Source organism: Streptomyces sp. NPDC001933 (assembly GCF_042890955.1).
GTDB lineage: Bacteria > Actinomycetota > Actinomycetes > Streptomycetales > Streptomycetaceae > Streptomyces.
Genome location: NZ_JBIASS010000005.1, coordinates 82495 through 106889, shown reverse-complemented (window position 1 = coordinate 106889; position 24395 = coordinate 82495). Strand labels below are relative to the sequence as shown.

Here is a 24395-nt window from a genome sequence, read left to right as displayed (position 1 = left end):
CATGTCCTTTCCCCTCCTGACAGCGACGGCGGCGCTCCCGGCGATCGGCGCGGTCGCCACCGCCGCCGTCCCGGCCGCCCGGCGCACCACCGCCAAATGGCTGGCGCTGCTCTTCTCGCTGGCCACACTCGTGCTGGCGGGCATCGCGCTCGCCCGCTTCGAGCCCGGCGGCGACCGCTACCAGCTCACCGAATCGCACGCCTGGATCAAGGACTTCGGCGTCCGGTACGAACTGGGCGTGGACGGCATCGGGGTGGCGCTCATGGCGCTCACCGCCCTGCTGATCCCCTTCGTCATCCTGGCAGGCTGGCACGACGCCGACCCCCTGGAGACCAAGTCCTCGCGCTGGCGCCCGACCCAGGGCTTCTTCGCCCTGATCCTGATGGTCGAAGCGATGGTGATCCTCTCCTTCGAGGCCACCGACGTCTTCCTCTTCTACGTTCTCTTCGAAGCCATGCTCATCCCGATGTACTTCCTCATCGGCGGTTTCGGGGACCGGGCGCACACCGGCAGCGACGAGAACGCGGCGGCGCAACGCTCGTACGCCGCGGTGAAGTTCCTGCTCTACAACCTGGTCGGCGGACTCATCATGCTGGCCGCCGTGATCGGGCTCTACGTGGTCGCGGGGACGTTCTCGCTCTCCGAGATCGCCGAGGCCCGCGCGAACGGCTCGCTCTCCATGGCCACCAGCACCGAGCGCTGGCTCTTCCTCGGGTTCTTCTTCGCCTTCGCGGTGAAGGCCCCGCTGTGGCCGCTGCACACCTGGCTGCCCAACGCGATGGGCGAGGCGACCTCCCCGGTCGCCGTCCTGATCACCGCGGTCGTCGACAAGGTCGGCACCTTCGCGATGCTCCGCTTCTGCCTCCAGCTCTTCCCGGAGGCCAGCAAGTGGGCGACGCCGGTGATCGTCGTCCTGGCGCTGATCAGCATCGTGTACGGGGCGCTGCTCGCCGTCGGTCAGCGCGACATCAAGCGCCTGATCGCCTATGCGTCGATCTCGCACTTCGGCTTCATCATCCTGGGCATCTTCGCGATGACCAGCCAGGGCCAGTCCGGCGCCACGCTCTACATGGTCAACCACGGCATCTCGACCGCCGCGCTGATGCTGGTGGCGGGCTTCCTGATCACCCGGCGCGGCTCGCGGCTCATCGCCGACTACGGCGGGGTGCAGAAGGTGGCGCCGATCCTGGCCGGCACCTTCCTGATCGGCGGTCTGGCCACCCTGTCGCTGCCCGGACTCGCCCCGTTCGTCAGCGAGTTCCTGGTCCTGGTCGGCACGTTCAGCGCGTACCCGGCGGCGGGCATCGTCGCCACGACCGGCATCGTGCTCGCCGCGCTCTACGTCCTCGTCCTCTACCAGCGGACGATGACGGGCCCGGTGAAGGCCGAGGTCCAGGGCATGGCGGACCTCAAGGTCCGGGAGCTGGTGGTGGTCCTCCCGCTGATCGCGCTGCTGCTCTTCCTGGGTGTCTATCCGAAGCCGCTGACGGAGATCGTCAACCCGGCGGTGCAGCACACCATGTCGGACGTCCAGAAGAAGGACCCCCAGCCTGAGGTGGAGGCCGCCAAGTGAGCGCAACAGCTGTCCACAGCTTGTGGACAATGGCGGGCGGGGTGACATCGGCCGCCCCGGTCGAGAAGTTCAAGGCCCCGGTCATCGAGTACACCCAGCTGGCCCCGGTCCTCATTGTGATCGGTGTCGCCGTCGTGGGCGTACTCGTCGAGGCCTTCGTGCCGCGCCGGGCCCGCTACTACACGCAGGTCTTCCTCACGGTCGTCGCGCTGGCCGCCGCGTTCGCCGCGGTCGTCGGACTGGCGGCCGGCGGATACGGCACGACGAAGGCGCACATCGCCGCGATGGGCGCCATCGCGATCGACGGGCCGACGCTGTTCCTGCAGGGCACCATCCTGCTGACCTCGCTGGTCGCCGTCTTCACCTTCGCCGAGCGGCGGCTCGACCCCGCCGCGCACGGCAAGCATGTGGACTCCTTCGCCGCCCAGGCCGCCTCGGTCCCCGGCAGCGACAGCGAGAAGGCCGCGGTCAAGGCCGGATTCACCACCACCGAGGTCTTCCCGCTGGTCCTCTTCTCGGTGGCCGGCATGCTCGTCTTCCCCGCGGCCAACGATCTGCTGACGCTCTTCGTGGCCCTGGAAGTCTTCTCCCTCCCGCTCTACCTCCTGTGCGCCGTCGCCCGCCGCAAGCGGCTGATGTCGCAGGAGGCCGCGGTGAAGTACTTCCTGCTCGGCGCCTTCTCCTCGGCGTTCCTGCTCTTCGGGATCGCCCTGCTCTACGGGTACGCGGGCTCCGTCTCGTACGCGGCGATCGCCAACGTGGTCGACGGCTCCGTCACCCAGATCGACCCGGCACTCGCCGACACCATGGGCAACGACGCGCTGCTCCTGATCGGCGGCGCGATGATCCTGACCGGCCTGCTCTTCAAGGTCGGCGCCGTCCCGTTCCACATGTGGACCCCGGACGTCTACCAGGGCGCCCCGACCCCGGTCACCGGCTTCATGGCCGCCGCCACCAAGGTCGCCGCGTTCGGCGCGCTGCTGCGCCTGCTGTACGTGGTGCTGCCGGGCCTCGCCTGGGACTGGCGTCCGGTCATGTGGGCCGTCGCGATCGTCACGATGCTGGGCGGTGCGATCGTCGCCATCACCCAGACCGACATCAAGCGGCTGCTGGCCTACTCCTCGATCGCCCACGCCGGATTCATCCTCGCCGGTGTGATCGCCACGACCCCGGACGGCATCTCGTCGGTCCTCTTCTACCTGGGCGCGTACTCCTTCGTGACGGTCGGCGCGTTCGCCGTCGTCACCCTGGTGCGCGACGCGGGCGGCGAGGCTACGCACCTGTCGAAGTGGGCCGGGCTCGGCCGCCGCTCGCCGCTGGTCGCCGCGGTCTTCGCGGTGTTCCTGCTGGCCTTCGCCGGTATCCCGCTCACCTCCGGGTTCTCCGGAAAGTTCGCCGTGTTCAAGGCGGCGGCGGACGGTGGCGCGGGCGGACTGGTCGTCGTCGGTGTGATCTCCTCGGCGATCGCCGCGTTCTTCTACATCCGGGTCATCGTGCTGATGTTCTTCAGCGAGCCGAAGGCGGACGGCCCCACGGTCGCCGTCCCGTCCCCGCTGACGATGACGACGATCGCGGTGGGAGTCGCGGTCACGCTGGTGCTGGGCCTGGCCCCGCAGTACTTCCTGGACCTGGCGAGCCAGGCCGGAGTCTTCGTGAGGTAGCGCACTCCCACGCAGCAGCGACCGCCGCCGGACGGGCTTGAGAAGTCAAGCCCGTCCGGCGTTGTCGTATCCGGCGCCTATCGTGGCAGGGGACGGCGGCAACACGGACGAAAAAGCGGGACGGACCCGGGGGACAGAGCGATGGGCACGACGGGCGGGACCATGGATGTGACCGAGAGCGACGCACGGCGGACGCTGCACAAGGTATTCGGGTACGAGGCGTTCCGCGGCGAGCAGGAAGCGATCGTCGACCATGTGGTGGCGGGCGGCGACGCCGTCGTGCTCATGCCGACCGGTGGCGGCAAGTCCCTCTGCTACCAGATCCCCGCCCTGGTCAGAGCGGGTACGGGCATCGTGATCTCGCCCCTGATCGCCCTGATGCAGGACCAGGTGGACGCGCTGCGGGCGCTCGGCGTGCGGGCCGGCTTCATCAACTCCACGCAGGACTTCGACGAGCGCCGCTCGATGGAGGCCCAGTTCGTCGCCGGTGAGCTCGACCTGCTCTACCTGGCCCCGGAGCGGCTCCGCCTGGACTCCACGCTCGCGCTGCTCTCGCGCGCCGAGATCTCCGTCTTCGCGGTCGACGAGGCGCACTGCGTGGCCCAGTGGGGCCACGACTTCCGCCCGGACTACCTGACCCTCTCCGTCCTCGGCGAGCGCTGGCCCGACGTACCGCGCATCGCCCTGACGGCGACCGCGACCGACGCCACGCACCAGGAGATCACCCAGCGTCTGGGCATGCCCGACGCCAAGCACTTCGTCGCCAGCTTCGACCGGCCCAACATCCAGTACCGGATCGTGCCGAAGGCCGACCCGAAGAAGCAGCTGCTTTCCTTCCTCAAGGACGAGCACGCCGGGGACGCGGGCATCGTCTACTGCCTCTCGCGCAACTCCACGGAGAAGACCGCCGAATACCTCTGCCGCAACGGCATCGAGGCCGTCCCGTACCACGCGGGGCTCGACGCGGGCACGCGCGCCGTCCACCAGTCCCGGTTCCTGCGCGAGGAGGGCCTGGTCGTCGTCGCGACCATCGCCTTCGGCATGGGCATCGACAAGCCGGACGTACGCTTCGTCGCCCACCTCGACCTGCCGAAGTCCGTCGAGGGCTACTACCAGGAGACCGGCCGCGCCGGGCGTGACGGGCAGCCGTCCACGGCCTGGATGGCGTACGGGCTCCAGGACGTCGTCCAGCAGCGCAAGCTGATCCAGGGCGGCGAGGGCGACGAGGCGTTCCGCCGCCGGGCGGCCTCCCACCTGGACTCGATGCTCGCCCTGTGCGAGACGGTCCGCTGCCGCCGCGCCCAGCTCCTGACCTACTTCGGCCAGGAGCCCACGTCGGCGGAGTGCGGCAACTGCGACACCTGCCTCACCCCGCCCGAGAGCTGGGACGGCACGGTGGCCGCGCAGAAGCTGCTGTCGACCGTGGTGCGGCTGAAGCGGGAGCGCGGGCAGAAGTTCGGCGCGGGCCAGATCATCGACATCCTGCTCGGCCGCAAGACCGCCAAGGTCATTCAGTTCGACCACGACCAGCTCTCGGTCTTCGGCATCGGCGAGGAGCTGGCCGAGGCCGAATGGCGCGGTGTCGTCCGGCAGTTGCTCGCCCAGGGGCTGCTCGCGGTCGAGGGCGAGTACGGCACGCTGGTGCTCACTGAGGAGAGCGGCTCCGTGCTCGGCCGGCAGCGCGAGGTGCTGCTCCGCAAGGAGGCACCCAAGCCCGCGTCGCGCTCCACGAAGGCCGAACGCAAGTCGAAGTCCCAGACGGCCGCCGCCGATCTGGCCCCCGAGGCCGTCCCGGTCTTCGAGGCGCTGCGGGCCTGGCGGGGCGCCCAGGCGAAGGAGCAGGGCGTTCCGGCGTACGTCATCTTCCACGACGCGACCCTGCGCGAGATCGCCACGGTGCGGCCGGACTCGGTGTCCGGACTGGGCGGGATCAGCGGCCTGGGCGAGAAGAAGCTGGCGACGTACGGGGAGGGGGTGCTGGAGGTGCTCGCGACGTTCGGCGAGGCGGGCCCGAGTGCGGAGGCCCCGGGTGCGGAGGCCCCGGCCCCGTCCCTGAGAGCTGTACCGGCCCCGGCGGCCCCGCCGGTCCCGGATCCGGACCCCGAGTTCGGCTGGGACGAGGAGCCGCCCGAGTACGAGTGAGCGGTGCGGGCCGGGCGGCGCCTCGGACCGGTCTACTCCGGGGCCGGGTCCGCCGCCCGGCGGCGCGCGGTGATCGCGGTGAGATCGAGATCGACGGGGAAGGGGACGGAGACCTTCATCCGGTCGTGGAAGATCCCGGTGGAGGTGTAGGCCCCGGTCGACGGCTCCAGCTCGAAGACGTAGACCACCGCCCGGCCGTCGTGGTTCTCCACCCGCCAGTAGTGGGGGATCTTCGCCCGCGCGTACTTCACGGGCTTGGTCTCCCGGTCCCGGGTCAGGGATTCCGGGGAGACGACCTCGATGGCCAGCTGCACGGACTCGGCGGGGAAGCGGGTCTGGTTCGGGTCCTGGATGATCTCGCCGTCCACGACGATCACATCGGGTTCGGGCCGGTTGTAGCGGTCGATGTCGATGGTGAACTCGCGCACGACTTCGAATTCGTGGGGCACCAGCGACTGCAGCTGCCATTCGAAGAAGCTGACCGCCCGTGAATGGAACAGGGTCTGCGGACTCACGAAAACAAGGCTCCCGTCGATCAGCTCCGTGTGCGGAGGCAGATTCGGGAGTGTGTCCAGGTCATCGGCGGTCCAGCCGCCCACGGGCGGAACCGCCCACCGCGGCTCGGGGGCCTCGGGTTCGACGCTCATCAGTGCTCCCATGACGCAGAGTCTCGCGGGACTTTCCAGCGTATCCGCCGGGAACTGAAGAGGGTTCCCCTGAACGCGTGAACGCCTGTGCGAAGCTGACGTGCCGCGCCTCTCAGTCGTCCCCCGAGCCCCCGCCCCCGCTGTGCCGGCTCCTGCCGTTCCGGTTCGCCCGGTCCTGGCGGACGTTCCGGTGCACCGCGTGTGCGGTCCACTCCTCGTCCACCAGGTCGCGCATCGCCCAACGGTTGCGCAGGCCGCCCCGGGACACCGCGCCCGACAGGCCGATCGCCGAGACCAGGGCGGCCAGGGTGCGGCTGCGCGGGTCCGGGAAGCCGGCGGCCTCGGCGGCCGTGAAGCGGTCGCGGACGGCGAGCGACAGGGCCGGGGCCACAGCCGGGTGGCGGTGGTAGGGGAGCAGGCCGAGCAGGCGGTGGGTCTCCCTGCGCAGGACCGAGCGGCGTACCAGGTGCTCCAGGCAGAGCTCCTCGATGTGCGGGGCGGTCCGGCGTATCCACAGCGGCGTGTCGACGCCGCCCGTGAGCCCGCCCACGCCCGGGTCCGACAGGCTTCCCAGGACCTGGGCGAGGAGCGGGTCTTCGGGAGCGAGCGGGCTGACCACCCGTGTCCGGCCGCCCTGTCCGGTGACCCGGCCCTGGAGCTCCAGTTCCCGCAGCACCGCGCCCGCCGTCCCGTACGACAGGGAACGGCCGGAGCACTGCGGCTTGCCGCGCTGCGGGTCCAGCGCCAGCAGCAGCAGTTCCTCGGGGAGCGTGAGCTCCAGGGCGGGCGGGGTCATGACGCGGGCACGATCCGTCCGGTGACCTCGCCGATGCCGACCCGGGTGCCGTCCGGTCCCGGGGCCCAGGCGGTCATGGTCACCGTGTCGCCGTCCTCCAGGAAGGTGCGCTTGCCGTCCGGGAGGTCCAGCGGGTCGCGGCCGTTCCAGGTCAGCTCCAGGAGGGAGCCGCGCTGGCCGGGCTCGGCGCCGCTGACCGTGCCGGAGCCGTACAGGTCGCCGGTGCGCAGCGACGCGCCGTTCACCGTCATCTGGGCCAGCATCTGGGCCGCCGTCCAGTACATCGTGGCGAACGGCGGCTCGGCGACGACCTGGCCGTTGATCGCGACGGAGATCCGCAGGTCGAGGCCGCCGTCCTCGTCCTCGCCGGCGTCCTCCAGATAGGGGAGGAGCGGGAAGTCGCGGGCCGGGGGTGCGATCCGGGCCGACTCCAGGGCCTCCAGCGGTGTCACCCAGGCCGATACGGAGGTGGCGAAGGACTTGCCGAGGAACGGGCCGAGCGGGACGTACTCCCAGGCCTGGATGTCCCGCGCCGACCAGTCGTTGAGCAGGCAGAGCCCGAAGACGTGGTCGCGGAAGTCGCCGAGCGGGACCGGGCGGCCCTGTTCGGAGCCCACGCCGACGACGAAGCCGACCTCGGCCTCGATGTCCAGCTTCACGGAGGGGCCGAAGACGGGCGCCGCATCGGCCGGCGCCTTGCGCTGGCCGGAGGGGCGCACCACGTCCGTGCCCGAGACGACGACGGTGCCGGACCGGCCGTGGTAACCGATCGGGAGGTGCTTCCAGTTGGGCGTCAGCGCCTCGGCGTTCGGCCGGAAGATCTGCCCGACGTTGGTGGCGTGGTTCTCGCTCGCGTAGAAGTCGACGTAGTCCGCGACCGCGTACGGCAGATGGAGCGTCACGGAATCGACAGGGTGCAGCAGCGGTTCGATGTCCGCGCGGTGGGCCGGGACCGTCACCCACGCGGTCAGCGCCCGCCTGACGTCCCGCCAGGCGGTGCGGCCGGCCGACAGCAGCGCCGTCAGGTCCGGCTGGGCGAGGAGCTGCGCGTAGGGCGAGCCGAGCGTGTGGGCCGCGGCTCCGGCGTCCAGTACGTGGTTGCCGATGCGGACGCCGACCCGGCGGTCCTCGGGGTGATCGGGGGTGGAGAACACTCCGTAGGGAAGGTTGTGCGGACCGAAGGGGTCGCCCTCGGCCAGATCGAGCGGGCTGCTCTGCTCGGGCATGTGTTGCTGCCTCGCTTTCCAGGTCGCTTGGGGGACACGTTACGTCGCCGCCGCCCCCTCGCGGGAGTGTCCCAACCGCCCCTGATGCCCGGAAAGTTCCGCCGTGCCCCGGGCGCGCGAGGCACGGCGACGGGTGTCCGGGGCACGGCGGTGGGCAGAAGCCGGGTCCGGTCAGCCGGCCGTGCGCGGGATCCGCTTCTCCCAGGTCCGGTGGAAGACGACCTCGCCGCCCTCCTTGCAGACCACCTCGTCGGAGGTGATGAAGTCGGTGTCGTCCGCACCGATCTCGGAGCGGGTCTCGATCCGTACGTCCCACGCCATCTCCGGCCGGTGCAGCCGGATCGCCCAGTCGGAGCGGGTGCGGGCGGAGAGCGGGTCGTTCTCCTGGATCGTGTACGTCTCCAGCGCGTCCTCGGTGAACTCCAGGCCGTCCGGGTAGACGCGGGTGCCGCCGTAGCGCGGGTCGACCTCCAGCCGCCATTCGCCCTTGGCGACATCGCGGACCACCAGCCGCTCCGGGCGCTGTTCGTCGAGCGTCACCGGGTACACGACACCGAGCGGCTCCGACTGCTCCGGCTCCTCGAACCGGATCGCGGGGTCCTCCACGGACCGGCGCACCGGCAGTTCGACGAGGCTGCCGTCGGCGTCCAGGGTGAAGCCCACCGACCCGGCCTGCGGCCAGATCCACGGCCAGTACGAGGAGGAGACCGCGAGCCTGATCCGGTGGCCGGGCGGGAAGGTGTGCCCGATGCCGTTCAGCTCGAAGGTCACGTCCTCGGTGGCGCCCACCGGCCAGTCCTCCGCGCGGTCGCGGCCGTGGCGGGCGGACAGGTTGAGCGCGCCCCGGGTGACCAGCGTGGAGGAGCCGTCCGGCGCGACGTCGCAGAGCCGGGCGATCGCCTGGCCGCGCGGCGCGTCCATCCGGATCCGCAGCTTCACCCGGGGGCGGCCGAGGATCTCGATCGGAGCGTCCTGGACCGGGAACTCGAAGCAGACCGACTTGGCGTCCTCGTCGCGCTGGTCGGGCGGCAGGTCGGCGTCGTTGCCGAACGGGAAGAAGCGTCCGGCGTCCAGCCCGGTCTGCTGCGGCGAGTCGACGGTCTGCGGCCCGCCCCCGAGCGCGTACGCGATCGGCGCGACGTTCGGGGACGGCCAGCTGTCCTCACCGACCCAGCGGCCCGGCAGCGTCTCGTACACCGTGGCGGGACGGTGCGACTCGCTGATCCAGGCCCGCAGCAGCGGCTCGGCCATGACGCCGGTGTCCTTGTCCTTCAGATGCTGGTCCCACCAGCGCAGCGTCTCCTGGAGGAAGCCGATCGACGGCCCCGGCGGCAGCCCGCGGTCCGGGTACTGGTGCGACCAGGGCCCGATCAGCCCGCGGACCCGGCCGGGGTCCAGGTGCTCGACGAGCCGCAGCACGGTGTCGCGGTACGGGTCGTGCCAGCCGCCCACGGCGAGGACGCTCGCCCGGATCGCGGAGTAGTCCTCGCAGACGCTGCCGTGCTTCCAGTAGTCGTCACGGGTCTGGTGGGCCAGCCAGGTGTGGATGAACGGGTCCACGGTCTCCAGCCGCTTCAGCCACATGTCCTTCCAGCCGTCGCCCACCTGCGCCGGGTCCGGCGGCCGGGAGACGAAGGCGAGCATGGTGGCCGCCCAGGCGTGCATGTCGACGCCGAGCACCGAGCCGCCCATGTAGTGGACGTCGTTGTCGTAGCGGTCGTCGGTCGAGCAGACGGTGACGATCGCCTTCAGCGGCTCGGGGGCCAGCGCGGCGATCTGGAGCGAGTTGAAGCCGCCCCACGAGATGCCGAACATGCCGACCCGGCCGGAGCACCACGGCTGCCGGGCCAGCCAGTCGATGACGGCGACGCCGTCGGCCAGCTCCGTCGCGTCGTACTCGTCGCCCGGCAGCCCCTCGCTGTTGCCGTGTCCGCGCACGTCCACCCGGACGGAGGCGTAGCCGTGGCCCGCGTACCAGGGGTGGCGCTGCCAGTCCCGCGGCGCCGTCCAGTCGCTCAGCCGGTAGGGCAGGTACTCCAGGAGCGCGGGCACCGGCTCATCGGTGACGGGCCGCCAGATCCGGGCGTACAGCCGGGTGCCGTCCGGCAGCGGGATGCGGACGTCCTCATGGGTGGTGTCGTACGGGAACGTGGTGCGGATGTGCATGGCGGTACCTCAATGGACGGGGTGCATGGTGCGCTTGAGCCAGGGTGCGGCGGCGATGACGGCCACACCGGCCACCACCGCGATCGCGCCATTGACACCGAAGTAGGCGGGGTTGGAGACCTCGCCGTACAGCTTCACGACCTGTGCCTGGATGCCGTTGGCGAGGGCCAGCGAGAGGAACCAGAGCGCCATCGTCTGGCTGGCGAACGCCTTGGGGGCGAGCTTGGTGGTCGCGGACATGCCGGAGGTCTCCAGCAGGATGTCGCCGAGCCCCAGCAGCAGGTACGAGCCGACGATCCACCAGGCGGCCATCTTGTAGGTGTCGCCGGAGTGCCCCGAGGTCGGCAGCACCATCAGCAGGAAGGACAGCCCGCCGAGGATCACCCCGATCGCGATCTTGTTGGAGGCGTGCGGCTGACGCGGGCCCATCCGGGCCCAGACGGCGGCGACCACCGGGGCGAGCGCGACCTCGAAGGCGCCGAGTGCGGAGGCGTACCAGCTCGCCGGGAAGTGGAAGCCGAAGATCTCGGTACGGGCGTTGGTCGACGCGAGCAGCATCATCGTCGAGTACGCCTGGAAGAGGATGAAGTTGAAGACGACGGAGGCCAGGAACAGCACCACGTACGGGCGCAGCCTGCCGCGCTCCTGAGAGGTGACCTGCGGGCTGCGGAACATCACCGCGAAGTAGACGACCGGTGCGATCACCGAGATCAGGGTGAGCAGGTCGACGAAGCGGTCCATGGTCAGCCAGCCCGCCAGGGCGAGCGCGGTGGCGACGGCGGCGACCACGACGGCGCCGGCCACGATCAGCCGAATGGCGCGGCGCATGGGTGCTGGTGCGAGGGCGAATTCGGCGCTGTGCTTTCGCCCGGCCAGGTGACGCCGGCCCAGTACGTACTGGATCAGCCCGAGCGTCATGCCGAAGGCGGCGGCCGAGAAGCCCCAGTGCCAGCTCGCGTGGTCCCCGAGCCAGCCGGTGACCAGCGGGCCGAGGAACGCACCGATGTTGATGCCCATGTAGTAGAGGGCGAAGCCGGCGTCGCGGCGCTCGTCGTCGGTGCGGTAGAGCTTGCCGACCATGGTCGCCACATTGGGCTTGAGCAGACCGGTTCCGGCGCTGATCAGCCCGAGGCCGACCCACGTCATGGTGTCGGTGGGCACCGCCATGGCGTAATGCCCGCAGGCGATGAGGATTCCGCCGTACAGGACGGCGCGGTAGGAGCCGAGGATCCGGTCGGCCAGCCAGCCTCCCGCGACGGAGACCAGGTAGACCAGGGTTCCGTAGGCGGCCGAGACGGAGGCCGCGGTGCCCGGCTCCATGCCCATGCCGCCGCGGGCGACGGTGTCGGCGAAGTAGAGGACCAGGATCGCCTGCATGCCGAGGAACGAGAACCGTTCCCAGACCTCCAGGCCGGACAGGGTCATCAGTCCCCGCGGCTGGCCGAAAAACGCATGGTCGTCTTCGGGCGGCGGCTGACTCGGTTCGGTGTTGGTGGCCGTGTGGGACAAAGGGGTGACTCCTGATCGTATGAGCTGATCCCGAACATACCGGGGGTGGCGGGAAGGCGCCCACGTTGATCCAAAGGGGACCGGATACGCTGACTTGAGTGATGACAGCGACACATCGACATTCCGTGTGATCGTCAGCAGACAGGAGATCCCCTCGTGACCGTCGTCGGGCCGTTCGAGCTGAGCGTGCGGGACCAGGCACTTGAGGCCGATGTCCAGGCCGGGTTGGCTGCTGTCGAGTCCGGGCTGCTCGACGCCACCAAGAGCGGCGTGCCCTTCATCACGGAGGCCGCGCAGCATCTCGTACGCGCCGGTGGCAAGCGTTTCCGGCCGCTGCTGGCGATGCTGGCCGCCCAGTTCGGTGACCGCGACGCGCCGGGCATCGTGCCCGCCGCCGTCGTCGTCGAGCTGACGCACCTCGCGACGCTCTACCACGACGACGTGATGGACGAGGCGGACGTGCGGCGCGGCGTGGACAGCGCCAACAGCCGCTGGGGCAACTCGGTGGCCGTGCTGACCGGTGACTTCCTCTTCGCCCGCGCCTCGCACATACTGGCCGACCTCGGCCCGGAGGCCGTACGCATCCAGGCGGAGGCGTTCGAGCGGCTGGTCACCGGCCAGATCCTGGAGACCGCGGGGCCGGGTGAAGGCCGCGACCCGGTCGAGCACTACCTCGAAGTGATGCGCGGCAAGACCGGCTCGCTGATCGCGGTGGCCTGCCGGTTCGGCGCGATGATGGCCGGCGCGGACGAGTCCGCGGTCGACATCCTCACCCAGTACGGGGAGCGGCTCGGCGTCGCCTTCCAGCTCGCCGACGACGTGCTCGACATCGCGTCCGACTCCCACGAGTCCGGCAAGACCCCCGGCACCGACCTGCGCGAGGGCATCCCGACGCTCCCCGTCCTCCACCTGCGGGCGCAGGCGGCGGCCGACGGGAAGCCGGAGGACCTGGAGCTCGTCGAGCTGCTCGACGGCGACCTCAGCGACGACGCCCGGCACGCCGAGGCGCTGCGCAGGCTGCGCGCCCACCCGGCGCTGGAGCAGGCCAGGCGGGACACCGTCCGGTACGCCCAGGAGGCGCGCGCGACGCTGACGCCGCTGCCCGAGGGCTATGCCAAGTCCGCGCTGCTGGAGCTGTGCGACGCGGTGGTGCACCGCGCGGGCTGATCCGTCTCCTCGGTGTCCCCTACTGGACGGGGGCGCGAACGCCGTGCGGTGTCATACCGAAGAGGTACGCGGAGTTGCTCCCGGGGGCTGACGCCTCCGTGCCCCCGGTTTGGTCAGATGGAGAACAACCACTCCTGACCAAACCGGGTGAGAATGGCGGCACGGAGTGGACGAGTGCAACCGGACGGAAGCCGCCGACCACGGAGGTAGGGCACAGATGGCACCGAACGACAGCGCAGAGACCAATGGCGGGACCAGGGGCACCGCCGCAGGCCGCCGCAAGGCGGCGCGCTACATCGTCCCGGTCGCGGTGGCGGGTGTCGCGGCCGCGACGATCGGGCTCGTCCCGGCGCTCGCGAGCAGCGGCGACCCCGATCTGCCGAAGATCAGCGCACAGGAACTCATCGAGAAGATCGCCGCTTCGGACACCGAGCAGCTCTCCGGCACGGTGAAGATCAGCACGGACCTCGGCATCCCGTCGCTCGGCGGCCTGGCCGGATCCTTCGCCCCGGGCGGCGCGGGCGGCGACGGCGGCAAGGGCGGTTCGAGCGCCGACCCGCAGGAGCGGATGACGGAGCTGGCATCCGGCACGCACACCCTCCGGATCGCCGCCGACGGCCCCGACAAGCAGCGGCTGTCGATCCTGGACAACGCGTCCGAGTACAGCCTGATCCACAACGGCGATCAGGTCTGGGCGTACGACAGCAAGTCCGACCAGGCGTACCACGCCACCGGGAAGCAGGCGGGCAAGGACGCCGGCCGGGACGCCGGGAAGAAGTCCGGGCACCCCGTTCCCGAGGGCGTGCCCACCACCCCGAAGGCACTCGCAGAGCAGGTGCTGAAGGCCGCCGGTCCCACCACGTCGGTGACGGTCGACGGCACCGCGCAGGTCGCCGGGCGCGACGCGTACAAGCTGGTCGTGAAGCCCAAGCAGAGCGGCTCCACGATCGGTTCGGTCACGGTCGCGGTCGACGCGGAGAGCGGCGTGCCGCTGAAGTTCACGCTGCTTCCGGCAGCCGGTGGCAAGGCCGTTGTCGACGCCGGGTTCACCGAGGTCGACTTCGGCAAGCCGGACGCATCCCTGTTCACCTTCACCCCGCCCAAGGGCACCGAGGTGACCGAGGCCGACGACGCCAAGGCGCAGCACAAGGCCGACAAGGGCCTCGGCGACCTGATCCCGGGCGCCGACGCCGCGCAGCTCGGCGGCGGGGAGCCGGGCGCCAAGAACACGAAGGTCATCGGCGAGGGCTGGAGCGCGATCGCCGAGATCACCACCCCGGGCGCCACCGGACTCCCCTCGAAGGCGTCGGGCGATGTCCCGGCCGAGGCCCAGCAGTTCCTGGACGCGCTGGGCGACAAGGTCACCGGCAAGTTCGGCTCGGGCACGGTCTTCAAGACCCGCCTGGTCAATGCCCTGATGACGGACGACGGCAAGGTGTACGTCGGCGCGGTCACGAAGGACGCGCTGGTCAAGGCGGCGAACAGCGCCTCCTGACGCCGGGGCGCGCCGCGCTTTCCCGCACCGCCGACCCGCCCCGCCGTACGCTCCGTACGGCGGGGCGGTTCGCCATCGCCCGTCCGGCGGACGGGCCCTGCCCGACCCATGGGGAGTACGCATGACAGAGTCCGGGACCGTCGTCGAACCGACGGCGGTCACCGAGCCGGGAGCCGTGATCGAGACCCGGGGCCTCACCAAGCGCTACCGCGGCGGCCAGCTCGCCGTCGACGGCCTCGACCTCAGCGTCCCCGGCGGCAGCATCTTCGGCTTCCTCGGCCCCAACGGCTCGGGCAAGACCACCACCATCCGGATGCTGATGGGCCTCATCGAGGCGACGTCCGGCACCGCTCGGCTGCTGGGCCGTCCCATGCCGGCCGCCGCCCGTACCGTGCTCCCGCAGGTCGGCGCGCTGATCGAGGGGCCCGCGCTGTACGGGTTCCTGAGCGGCCGGGACAACCTGCTGCGCTACGACTCCGCCGACCCCACCGCCGATCCGCGCACCCGCCGGGCCCGGGTGGACCAGGCCCTGGACCGGGTCGGGCTGGCCGCGGCGGCCGGAAAGAAGGCCAGGGCGTACTCGCTCGGAATGAAGCAGCGCCTCGGCCTCGCCGCCGCCCTGCTCCAGCCGCGCCGGCTGCTCGTGCTCGACGAGCCGACCAACGGCCTGGACCCGCAGGGCATGCGGGAGATCCGCACCCTGGTCAGGGAACTGGCGGCGGACGGCACCACCGTCTTCCTCTCCTCGCACCTCCTCGACGAGATCGAGCAGGTCTGCACGCACGCCGCGGTGATGGCCAGGGGCCGGCTGATCACCCAGGGCCCGGTCGCGGAACTCGCCGCGGGTGCCCGGGGCCGGCTGGCCGTCACCACCCCCGACCCGGGCGACGCGGCCCGGGTCCTCAAGGAACTGGGCGTCACCGGGATCACGGTCGACGGCGACCGGGTGAGCGCCGATGCGCCGCCGGGCGACGTCGAGCTCGCCGACCTCAGCGCGGCGCTGGTGCACGCCGGCGTACGGCTGAGGTCCTTCGGCGTCGAACGGGCCTCGCTGGAGGACGCCTTCGTCGCACTCACCGGAGAGGGTTTCGATGTCGCAGGCTGAAGCCGCGGTCGCCGGGGCGGGCAGGGCGCCGAGCCCGCTGTGGACCTTCGGGCTGCTGCGCTCCGAACTGACCACCACACTCCGCCGCTGGCGCACCCTGGCACTGCTCGGGGTGCTGGCCGCCGTGCCCGTACTGATCGGCATCGCGGTGCGGATCGAGACGAACGACGGCTCCTCGCCGGGACCGGGCGGCGGCGGGGGAGGCCCGGCGTTCCTCTCCCAGATCACCAACAACGGGCTCTTCCTGGTCTTCGCCGCCCTCGCCGTGACCCTCCCGGTCTTCCTGCCGATGGCCGTCGGGGTCGTGGCGGGCGACTCGGTCGCGGGCGAGGCGAACGCGGGAACCCTGCGCTACCTGCTGGTCGCCCCGGCCGGCCGGACCAGGCTGCTGCTGACGAAGTACGCCTCGGTGGTGGTGTTCTGCCTGGTCGCGACCCTGGTCGTGGCCCTGTCCGCGCTCGTCGTGGGCTCGCTGCTCTTCCCCGTGGGGGAGGTCACCACCATCTCGGGGACCCGGATCGGCTTCGGCGAGGGGCTGCTGCGGGCCGGGCTGATCGCGGTGGTCGTCGCGGCGTCACTGATCGGGTTCGCGGCGATCGGCCTGTTCGTCTCGACCCTCACCGGCAGCGGTATCGCGGCCATGGCGGCGACGGTCGGGCTGCTGATCACCGTACAGATCGTGGACGGCATCCCGCAGTTGAGCGCGCTGCACCCGTATCTCTTCCCGCACTACTGGATGTCGTACGCGGACCTGCTGCGCGCGCCCGTCTACTGGGACGAAGTGGTCAAGAACCTGGGGCTTCAGGGCTTGTACGCGGCGGTGTTCGGCTCGGCGGCCTGGGCCCGGTTCACGACGAAGGACATCACTGCCTGACGCACGGGGTGCAACGCCCGCCCGCGCCGTCGGCCGGGCGAGCCGTCCCCCGATCGGCTCGTCGCGGCACGAACGGCACGAACGGTGCGAAATTGCGGAACGACGCGACACGGCACGTTCCGTTTCCGCCTGAGTATTGTTCGACCTCTGGCGACAGGCTGTCAACAAGGGCCGGTTCCAGCCCGCTTATGCTCACCGAATGATCACATCGCCGAGTTCACTGCGCCGCAGCGAGAGATCACGGAGGGCGACCCTGGAGGCCGCTCTCGAACTGTGCACGGAGAAGGGGTACGGCCGCGTCACCGTCGAGGCCATCGCGGCCAGAGCGGGTGTCAGCAAGAAGACGATCTACCGCTGGTGGCCGTCGAAGAGTGCGGTGATCCTGGAGGCGTTCGCCGACGCGCTGGTCGACACGACGCCGTTCGCCGACACCGGCGACATAGCCGCCGATCTCCGGACCAATCTGGCGGGCGCGGTGAGGCTCATCAACACACCGCCCTTCGGCCCCGCGTACGCCGGGATCCTCTCCGAGATGCACCACGACGACGAACTCGCGCGGACCGTCCGGGCGAAGCTGGTCGACCCCCGCTGCGAGGAGGCGGTCACCCGCCTGCGCCGGGCCCAGGAGCAGGGGCAGATCCCGCCGGACGCGAATCTTCCGCTGGTCGTGGAGATGCTGTACGGCCCGATGTACTACCGGCACGTCCTGCGCAAGCCGGTGCATGACGAGGAGGAGATCGCGGCCCTGGTCGCGCATGTGCTGCGGGCGATCGGGGTGCCGCCGGAGCCGTGAGGGCGGAGTGACTGTCAGAGGGGCGTGCGAGCATGCGGCGTATGGGAAACCTGTACGACTACTTCAGTGCACCGGACGACCGGACGGCCCTGGCCGCCTTCGACCAGGGCATCGAGGAGACCGGCCTCCCCGTGCTCCCGGTCAGGGGGATGGAGCCGTACGTGCAGTTGGGCCGGGCCGAGAGCATGCTCACCAGCACGCCGTACGACGACGTCACCTCGCTCCCGCGCTTCAACCGGCTGCTCAGCTCCCCGGAGGACGAGTCCCGCTGGCTGGTCACGCTCACCGACGAGCTGCGCGACGCCCTCGCGGCCGCGAGACCCGGCGGGTTCGGTGCGGTGGCCGAAACATGGTCGCACATCGAGGAGTTCGGAGGCGATGCCCCGCGCGACGAGCCGGCCGGCTTCCTGGACATGCTGGCGGACCTGGCCGAGCAGGCGCGCGCCCACCCCGAGCCGCACCGGCTCTACTGCCTGATGGCGCTCTGACGCGGACGACTCGGTCGGCGCGTACGCACCGCTGAGCCGACACGCACCGCTCAGCCGAACACCCGCTCCAGCACGTCGGCGACCCCGTCGTCCTCGTTCGACGACGTCACCTCGTCCGCCGCCGCCCGCAGCTCCGGATGGGCGTTGGCCATGGCCACGCCGTACCCGGCGGCACGGAACATCGGCAGGTCGTTGGGCATGTCCCCGAAGGCGATCGCGGAGCGCGCGGCAACACCCAAGTACTCCGCGGCGAGCGCCATTCCGGTCCCCTTGTCGACGCCGAACGGCTGGAGCTCGACCGTGCCGGGGCCGGAGAGCGTGACGCCGGCGAGATCGCCGACGGCGTCGCGGGCCGCCGCGGCCAGCGCGTCGTCCCCGAGCTCAGGGTGCCGGATGAGCACCTTCACCACGGGCCGGGACCACAACTCGTGGCGGTGCCGGGTCTGTTGGGCGGGGAGCGTCGGATGGGGCATCGCGAAACCCGGCTCGATCAGGGTCCGCCCCTCGGCCCCGTCCTGGTCCACGGCCGCGAAGACCGGCCCCACCTGGGCCTCGATCTTGCCGAGCGCGGTGTCGGCGGCCTCCCGGTCCAGGGTGAGCGCGTGCACCAGCCGCCCGGACCCGGCGTCGTACAACTGCGTCCCCTGCCCGCACACCGCCGGCCCCCGGTAGCCCAGTGCGTCGAGCAGCCCGCGTATCGCGGGCACGGGTCGCCCCGTGACCACGAGATGCCGGGCCCCGGCATGGGCGGCCAGCGCGAGCGCGGCGCGGGTGCGGGGGCTCACGGTGTCGTCACGGCGCAGCAGGGTGCCGTCCAGGTCGGTGGCGACAAGGGCATATGCGGGTGGGATGGGCATGGCCCAAGACTAGGAGAGCCCGGCAATCGGGGGCGGACGGGCGTGCGTTGACAGGCCCCCGCCGGGATGCGTGTAATGAACCCGGTGTCGCGTGACGCCGGCCAAAGAGCAGTGGGCCGGCCGGTGCTCGGGCGAACACCCTTCACCGAGGGGCCCGTCATGAGTTCGTACTCCGCGCCCTGCATCTGACGCAGCTGCGACCGCTGGTCGCACTCTTCCTTCCGTTCCGCATGCCCCGGCACCGTGCACCGTCATGGGCCGGGCGCATGGCGGTCACCCGTTCCCACGGAGACAGAAATCGCATGCCCACATCTTTCAACCAGTCCGTCATCGACGAGTTCCGCGCCAACGCGGGGAAGGTCGGCGGCCCCTTCGAGGGCGGAGACCTGCTCCTGCTGACCACCACCGGCGCGAGGTCGGGGAAGGAGACCACCACACCCCTCGGCTACGTCCGCCACGGCGACGCGCTGCTGGTCATCGGCTCCAACCTCGGCGCCCCGCGCCACCCCGACTGGTACCGCAACCTGCTCGCCCACCCCGTGGTCCGGGTGGAGCTCGGCACCCGTACGTTCCAGGCCCTCGCGGTCCCCGCGGAAGGGGCGCGGCGCGAGGAACTGTTCGCGCACGCCGTGAGGGCGGCACCCGGTTACGCCGACTACCAGGCCCGGACCTCCCGGCTCCTCCCGGTCGTGGCGCTGGAGCGCGCCGAGCCCGAGGGCTGGGAGCCGGCCCGCGAGATCACCACCCTCGCGGGCAAGGTGATGGAGGTCCACACCTGGCTGCGGGGCCAGCTGCACCAGGTGAAGGCGGAGGTGGACGCCCACTTCGCCGCACGCGCCGCCCACCGTGGCCCCGGCGAGCCCCCGCCCCCGGGACTCGGGCTCCAGATCAGGCAGCGGTGCCTGGCGTTCTGCCAGTCGCTGGAGTTCCACCACACCAGCGAGGACGACCACCTGTTCCCCGGTATGGCCCGGTACCACCCGCACCTGACGGACACCTTCGCCCGGCTCGCCGACGAACACCGCACGGTCGCCCGCATCCAGGGCGAGCTGGTGGCCCTGCTGGCGGACATCGGGATCACCGATCCCGAGCGCTTCCACGCCGAGCTGGACAGGATGTCCACGGAGCTGAACGCCCACCTCGACTACGAGGAGGAGCAGATCCTGCCCCTGTTGGCCGACGTTCCGTGGCCTCCCGCCCCTCCAGCGTGAGTCACGCTACGCAATCAATGGCTACGCATGGTAATCATACTGCGAGGGTGCATCGGGCACCCTCGCAGCAGCCCTCGCAAGAGCCAGGAGAACCTTCATGCGTCGCGTCCTCACCGCGTTCGGCACCATTGCCGCCGCGGCAATGCTCTCCGTTTCGGTCACCCAGTCGGCCAGTGCGGCCCAGGGGGACCTGGTCGTCAACGGCACGGTCTACAGCGACCCCTCCGGGTGCTACCCCTCCGACCGCTGGCCGCTCACCGTCGAGAACTACACCAACGACCTGGCAGTGATCTTCCAGTCGGCGGACTGCACCGGCCCGATCCTCGGGATCGTCCGGCCGGGGTCCTCGGAGGTATCGGAGTTCGGCGGGAGCGTGTTCATCCGCTGACCTTGCTGGTCGAACCTCGCCTCTCCTGAGCCCCGGCGGTCCTCGTGACCGCCGGGGCATTCTCCATGGGGGCGCGCCTCGCCGGCCGTCCCGTAGCGTGTCCCTTCCGGCCCCGGCCGCAGCCCTGACCCGCACGTTCTACGCTGTTCCGCAGATCCGGCACGGGTAGCCGGGCGGGACCTTCGGCGCGAGCAGGTTGCTCCGGCCGAACAGCGCGCGCGACCGGACGCGTGACGCCCGGTCACTTGCGCTGCAACGCGGTACGTACGGCCTCGGGGCCGGTGCTTTCGGTTTCGGGGAGGTTGACCGAGCATCCCAGCGGCACGGCCTGTCCGAGCAGTCATGCTCTGCCCCTCCACCCCCTCGGCAGCTGTCTCCCCGGCGCCGTTCGGAGGATTGCAGCACGCGCCGGAGCCCGGCGGTCCGGGATGCCGGGACGCCGAGAGTGGAACAGGGCATTCCGCAGTAACTTTCCGTAGCGGATTCAGTTCTTGCCGTGACTCGCTGTTCTGGATTGCAGCGTAAGCAGAGACGCATATCTGGAGGATTCATGGCAAGCATCCGTACTCGGCTGACGGTGCTGGGCTCGGCCGTCGCTCTCGCCGCATGCGCCCAGGTGCCCGTGCAGCTCGCCGGCGCGGCCCCGGCGGCCGCCGCCGCGTCCTACGAGTGGGTCGCCCTGGGCGACTCGTACACCGCCGGGGTCATCCCCTCCGCCGGCGACATCTTCGAGATCCCCCGCGACGGCTGCGAGCGCACCGACCGGTCCTACCCGCAGGTTATCGACCGCGACCTCGGCGGGCTCATCGACCTGACCGATGTCAGCTGCGGCGCCGCCACGATCGAGGACGTCACCTTCCGGGCCCAGCAGCCGATCGGGCGCCACCTGCCGCCCTTCTCCGAGGACCCCGACTACCCGTTCCCGCCGGTGCCTCCCCAGTCCGAGGCGGTGGGCCACGGCACCGACGTGATCACGGTCGGCGTGGGCGGCAACACCCTCGGGTTCGCCGACATCCTTTTCCAGTGTCTGCAGTTGGGCTCGGGCAGCGGTGGCGAGGGCACGCCGTGCAAGGACGACCTGGCCGAGAGCATCCCCGGCCGCCTGGCCAAGGTGAGCCGCGACTACGACCAGATGCTCACCGTGCTCCACGAGCGGGCCCCGAAGGCCAAGATCCTCGCCGTCGGCTACCCCACGGTCGTCCCCGAGGACACGTCCAAGTGCCGGTACAACGACTGGGAGCAGTTCGCTTCCATCACTCAGGGCGACCTGGACTGGCTGCGCCAGGACGTGATGAAGCCCCTCAACAAGGCCATCGAGAAGTCGGCCGACACGCACGACGCCACCGACTTCGTGGACCTCTACAACAGCTCCCGGAACCACAGCGTCTGCGACGCCGGCAAATGGGTGGACGGCGCCTTCACGAGCTTCCCCGACCAGGTGGCCCTCGTACACCCCAACGCCAGGGGCCACCGGAACGCCGCCGATCACGTCACAGCGGCGATCCTGAACTCCATCAGCGTGGACTGACCCGCACTGTTCCTCTCCGAGCGCCCTCCGGTCCAGCAGTCCGGGCGCCCCGCCGTCAGGCCGTACCGGCCAAGCGGCCGAGGTAGTCGCCGATCGCTCCGGTCTCCGAGGCCGGGGCGATCAGGGCCACATGGTTGTCGGGGCGGACCAGGACGAGGAGGGCGGTGGCGGGGGCGACGCCGTACGCCGTGCGGGCGTGGCCCGCGTCGTCGGTCAGGTCGCGGGGGGCTCCGGCGTCCACCCCGTACGCCTGCACCGTGTCGCCGTACGCCGCCTCCGTCGCCCGCAGTGCCTGGGCCGTGTCCGGGCCGAAGCCCAGGAGGGTGAAGTGCGGGCCCGTGAACGCCTCGAACAGGCGGGTCGGCGTGCCCGTCGCGGTGTCGCGGCAGGGGGCGTCGGGGGCGCGGTCGCCCGCCCGCAGGCGGGGGGTGGAGCCGGGGGCGGAGAGGGAGCTCCAGGGGTAGCCGAGGCCCAGGCCCGCCGTGTCGCCGGAGATCGCCGAATCCAGGCCGCCGCCCGGCTGCTTGATCGCATCGAGGGTCGCCCGCAGCCGCTCGGCGGTGATGTCCAGCGTCCAGGAGGCGACGGGCAGCCGCTCCTCCTCGTAGGTGTCCAGGAGGCGGGGATCCGACCGGCCCTCGACGACCCGGGCGAGCTTCCAGCCCAGGTTGTACGCGTCCTGGATGCCGGTGTTCATGCCCAGCCCGCCCGCGACGGAATGCACATGCGCGGCGTCCCCGGCCAGCAGTACCCGGCCCACTTTGTACCGGTCGGCCATGCGCTCGTTGACGCGGTACGTGGACAGCAGCGTCGCCCGAGTGAGGCGGGCCGCCGGGAGCCGGGTGTGCTTGGCGAACAGGCGGCGGAAGCTCTCCAGGGAGGGCGGCACGAGGGCTCCCGCCGCGTCCCGCTCCGGCCCGGCCTGGAACCACCAGCCCGTGCGCGTACCCGGGATCGGGCACAGCATCACGGCGCCGTCCTCGTCGAACCACTGGTGCCAGATGCCGCGGTCGAGGCCGTCCACCTCCACGTCCCCGCAGACCATCGACTGCTCCTCGGCCGTTTTTCCCTCGAAGGGGACGCCGAGCATTTTGCGTACCGGGCTGTGGCCGCCGTCGCAGCCCACCACGTACCGCGCCTCGACGCTCCGGCCGTCGGCGAGCGCGACGGTCACCGACTCGGGCCCCTGCGACAGGCCGACCGCCTCGGAGCCGAGCTCCACGTGCACGCCGTACTCCGCGAGGCGGTCCCGCAGGATCTCCTCCAGCTGCCACTGGGCGATCAGCCGGCCGTGGGCGTACGGGGTGTCCGGCGTCGGGTGCGAGGACTCGGACGGGTCGGCGTCGGCGACCGGCAGCCCGTTCCGGTACTTGCGCATCGGCAGCGGTCCCGATCCCGCGGCCAGCACCCGGTCGACGACGCCCAGGTCCTCCAGCACCTCCAGGGAGCGGGGGTTGGGGCCCTTGGCCCGCGAGCTGCGCGGGAACCCGGCGGACTTCTCGATGATCCGTACGCCGATGGAGCGCCGGGCCAGATCGCAGGCGAGGGTCAGGCCGGTCGGGCCCGAACCGACGATCAGTACGGGGGCGGCGGCTGCGGGGGTGGGTGTGGTTGCGGGCATGCGGGGCTCCTCGGTCGCGGTTCCGTGGACAGCCAGGAAAACGCAACCGAGTTAAAAAAGCAACCAGGTAACTAAATCTGTGCGTGCGGGGCGGGCTCGCCGTCCGACGGGTTCGGGCGCGGGGCCGGGTCCGGGTGCGCGTGAGGTGCCTGTCGCTGCGCCGCCTGCCGCGCCTCCTGCACCCGCACCCTCGTCCGCCGTGCCGTCCGGAACGCGTCCCATGTCAGCAGGGTGAGCGCCAGCCACACCAGGGCGAAACCGGCCCACCGCTCCGGCGGCATCGCCTCGTGGAAGTAGACGATGCCGAGGGCGAACTGGAAGACCGGTGCCAGGTACTGCAGCAGGCCCAGCGTGGAGAGCGGCACCCGTATCGCCGCCGCCCCGAACAGCACGAGCGGTACCGCCGTGACCAGGCCCGCCGAGGCCAGCAGTGCCGCGTGGCCGATGCCCCCGGAGGTGAACGTCGACTCGCCCCGGGCGCCCAGCCACAGCAGGTAGCCGAGCGCGGGCACGAACACCACGGCGGTCTCGGCGGTGAGCGACTCCAGGCCGCCCATGTTGACCTTCTTCTTCATCAGCCCGTACGTCGCGAAGGAGAACGCCAGCGTCAGCGAGATCCACGGCGGCCGCCCGTAACCGATCGCCAGCACCAGCACCGCCGCGACACCGGTGCCGACCGCCACCCACTGCACGGGGCGCAGCCGTTCGCCCAGGAGCAGGACGCCCATGGCGATGGTGACCAGCGGGTTGATGAAGTAGCCGAGCGAGGCCTCCACCACATGGCCGTTGTTCACGGACCAGATGTACAGCCCCCAGTTGACCGTGATCGTGGCCGCCGCCACCGAGATCAGGCCGAGTTTCTTCGGTTGCCGGACCAGTTCGCCGATCCAGGACCAGCGGCGCAGCGCCAGCAGCGCGACGGCGACGAACGCGAGGGACCAGACCATGCGGTGGGCGAGGATCTCGATCGCGCCCGCGGGCTTCAGCAGCGGCCAGAAGAGCGGGACGAGTCCCCACAATCCGTATGCGCCGATGCCGGACATGAGTCCCGCCCGCTGTTCGTTGATCCCCTTCACGGGCCCTCCAGGCATGTCTGTGTCAACTGCACGAAGGTAGCGCCGGGAGGGGCCCCGTGTCATGGCCGTATC

The 24395-nt window shown here is 71.1% G+C and carries 20 protein-coding genes; 12 read left to right on the top strand and 8 right to left on the bottom strand.

Annotated features, from left to right (window positions below; genetic code table 11):
- Position 1: 1 nt before the first annotated feature.
- The 3 genes from ACFYY7_RS14210 (at position 2) to recQ (ending at position 5376) form a co-directional block, all read left to right on the top strand.
- The gene (locus ACFYY7_RS14210; protein ID WP_388661305.1) at positions 2-1573 is read left to right on the top strand and encodes an NADH-quinone oxidoreductase subunit M; all 1572 of its coding nucleotides are present in this window, start codon (positions 2-4) and stop codon (positions 1571-1573) included.
- Positions 1570-3234, top strand: a complete 1665-nt coding sequence (gene nuoN, locus ACFYY7_RS14205) for an NADH-quinone oxidoreductase subunit NuoN (RefSeq protein WP_376629759.1) — start codon at positions 1570-1572, stop codon at positions 3232-3234. Before ACFYY7_RS14210 ends, nuoN begins: the two co-directional genes overlap by 4 nt.
- A 141-nt stretch (positions 3235-3375) precedes the next feature.
- The gene (gene recQ, locus ACFYY7_RS14200) at positions 3376-5376 is read left to right on the top strand and encodes a DNA helicase RecQ (RefSeq protein WP_388661302.1); all 2001 of its coding nucleotides are present in this window, start codon (positions 3376-3378) and stop codon (positions 5374-5376) included.
- 32 nt (positions 5377-5408) lie between these two features.
- Here recQ and ACFYY7_RS14195 read toward each other — a convergent pair whose 3' ends face one another.
- The 5 genes from ACFYY7_RS14195 to ACFYY7_RS14175 form a co-directional block, all read right to left on the bottom strand.
- Positions 5409-6023, bottom strand: coding sequence for a Uma2 family endonuclease (locus ACFYY7_RS14195; protein ID WP_266689203.1), 615 nt, complete (start codon positions 6021-6023; stop codon positions 5409-5411).
- A gap of 112 nt (positions 6024-6135) precedes the next feature.
- Positions 6136-6819, bottom strand: a complete 684-nt coding sequence (locus ACFYY7_RS14190) for a GPP34 family phosphoprotein (RefSeq protein ID WP_388661300.1) — start codon at positions 6817-6819, stop codon at positions 6136-6138.
- A complete protein-coding gene (gene fahA / locus ACFYY7_RS14185) occupies positions 6816-8045 on the bottom strand; it encodes a fumarylacetoacetase (protein ID WP_388661297.1) in 1230 nt (409 codons plus the stop codon). The genes ACFYY7_RS14190 and fahA overlap by 4 nt, the downstream gene beginning before the upstream one ends.
- Before the next feature lie 171 nt (positions 8046-8216).
- On the bottom strand, positions 8217-10211 hold the full coding sequence (locus tag ACFYY7_RS14180; RefSeq protein ID WP_388661294.1) for a CocE/NonD family hydrolase: 1995 nt from the start codon (positions 10209-10211) through the stop codon (positions 8217-8219).
- A 9-nt stretch (positions 10212-10220) separates the two neighbouring features.
- Positions 10221-11720 carry a peptide MFS transporter gene (locus tag ACFYY7_RS14175; protein WP_388661291.1) on the bottom strand — a complete coding sequence of 500 codons (1500 nt, stop codon included), beginning with the start codon at positions 11718-11720 and terminating at the stop codon, positions 10221-10223.
- 156 nt (positions 11721-11876) lie between these two features.
- On the opposite strand from ACFYY7_RS14175, the gene ACFYY7_RS14170 reads away from it, so the two are divergent.
- The 6 genes from ACFYY7_RS14170 (at position 11877) to ACFYY7_RS14145 (ending at position 17642) form a co-directional block, all read left to right on the top strand.
- Positions 11877-12887, top strand: coding sequence for a polyprenyl synthetase family protein (locus tag ACFYY7_RS14170; protein WP_266730474.1), 1011 nt, complete (start codon positions 11877-11879; stop codon positions 12885-12887).
- 217 nt (positions 12888-13104) lie between these two features.
- Positions 13105-14382 carry an outer membrane lipoprotein carrier protein LolA gene (locus tag ACFYY7_RS14165; protein WP_388661288.1) on the top strand — a complete coding sequence of 426 codons (1278 nt, stop codon included), beginning with the start codon at positions 13105-13107 and terminating at the stop codon, positions 14380-14382.
- 121 nt (positions 14383-14503) lie between these two features.
- Positions 14504-15487 carry an ATP-binding cassette domain-containing protein gene (locus tag ACFYY7_RS14160; protein WP_388661285.1) on the top strand — a complete coding sequence of 328 codons (984 nt, stop codon included), beginning with the start codon at positions 14504-14506 and terminating at the stop codon, positions 15485-15487.
- Positions 15474-16361, top strand: a complete 888-nt coding sequence (locus ACFYY7_RS14155; RefSeq protein ID WP_266730469.1) for an ABC transporter permease — start codon at positions 15474-15476, stop codon at positions 16359-16361. The genes ACFYY7_RS14160 and ACFYY7_RS14155 overlap by 14 nt, the downstream gene beginning before the upstream one ends.
- 199 nt (positions 16362-16560) lie before the next feature.
- The gene (locus ACFYY7_RS14150) at positions 16561-17154 is read left to right on the top strand and encodes a TetR/AcrR family transcriptional regulator (RefSeq protein WP_388661282.1); all 594 of its coding nucleotides are present in this window, start codon (positions 16561-16563) and stop codon (positions 17152-17154) included.
- 41 nt (positions 17155-17195) lie between these two features.
- The gene (locus ACFYY7_RS14145) at positions 17196-17642 is read left to right on the top strand and encodes a hypothetical protein (RefSeq protein ID WP_388661279.1); all 447 of its coding nucleotides are present in this window, start codon (positions 17196-17198) and stop codon (positions 17640-17642) included.
- A 50-nt stretch (positions 17643-17692) separates the two neighbouring features.
- Here the strand turns inward: ACFYY7_RS14145 and ACFYY7_RS14140 are convergent, their stop codons facing one another.
- The gene (locus tag ACFYY7_RS14140) at positions 17693-18499 is read right to left on the bottom strand and encodes an HAD family hydrolase (RefSeq protein WP_388661276.1); all 807 of its coding nucleotides are present in this window, start codon (positions 18497-18499) and stop codon (positions 17693-17695) included.
- 302 nt (positions 18500-18801) lie between these two features.
- On the opposite strand from ACFYY7_RS14140, the gene ACFYY7_RS14135 reads away from it, so the two are divergent.
- The 3 genes from ACFYY7_RS14135 to ACFYY7_RS14125 all read left to right on the top strand — a co-directional run bounded on the left by ACFYY7_RS14135 (position 18802) and on the right by ACFYY7_RS14125 (position 21626).
- Positions 18802-19710: a nitroreductase/quinone reductase family protein gene (locus ACFYY7_RS14135; RefSeq protein ID WP_388661273.1), complete on the top strand. Its 909-nt coding sequence runs from the start codon at positions 18802-18804 to the stop codon at positions 19708-19710.
- 97 nt (positions 19711-19807) lie between these two features.
- On the top strand, positions 19808-20098 hold the full coding sequence (locus ACFYY7_RS14130) for a hypothetical protein (protein WP_388661270.1): 291 nt from the start codon (positions 19808-19810) through the stop codon (positions 20096-20098).
- Positions 20099-20648: 550 nt separating this feature from the next.
- Entirely contained in the window at positions 20649-21626 is a 978-nt protein-coding gene (locus ACFYY7_RS14125; RefSeq protein WP_388661267.1) for an SGNH/GDSL hydrolase family protein, read from the top strand.
- 55 nt (positions 21627-21681) lie between these two features.
- Here ACFYY7_RS14125 and ACFYY7_RS14120 read toward each other — a convergent pair whose 3' ends face one another.
- The gene (locus ACFYY7_RS14120; protein WP_388661264.1) at positions 21682-23247 is read right to left on the bottom strand and encodes an FAD-dependent monooxygenase; all 1566 of its coding nucleotides are present in this window, start codon (positions 23245-23247) and stop codon (positions 21682-21684) included.
- Positions 23248-23318: 71 nt separating this feature from the next.
- Positions 23319-24323 carry an EamA family transporter RarD gene (gene rarD, locus ACFYY7_RS14115; protein WP_388661261.1) on the bottom strand — a complete coding sequence of 335 codons (1005 nt, stop codon included), beginning with the start codon at positions 24321-24323 and terminating at the stop codon, positions 23319-23321.
- Between the last annotated feature and the right edge of the window lie 72 nt (positions 24324-24395).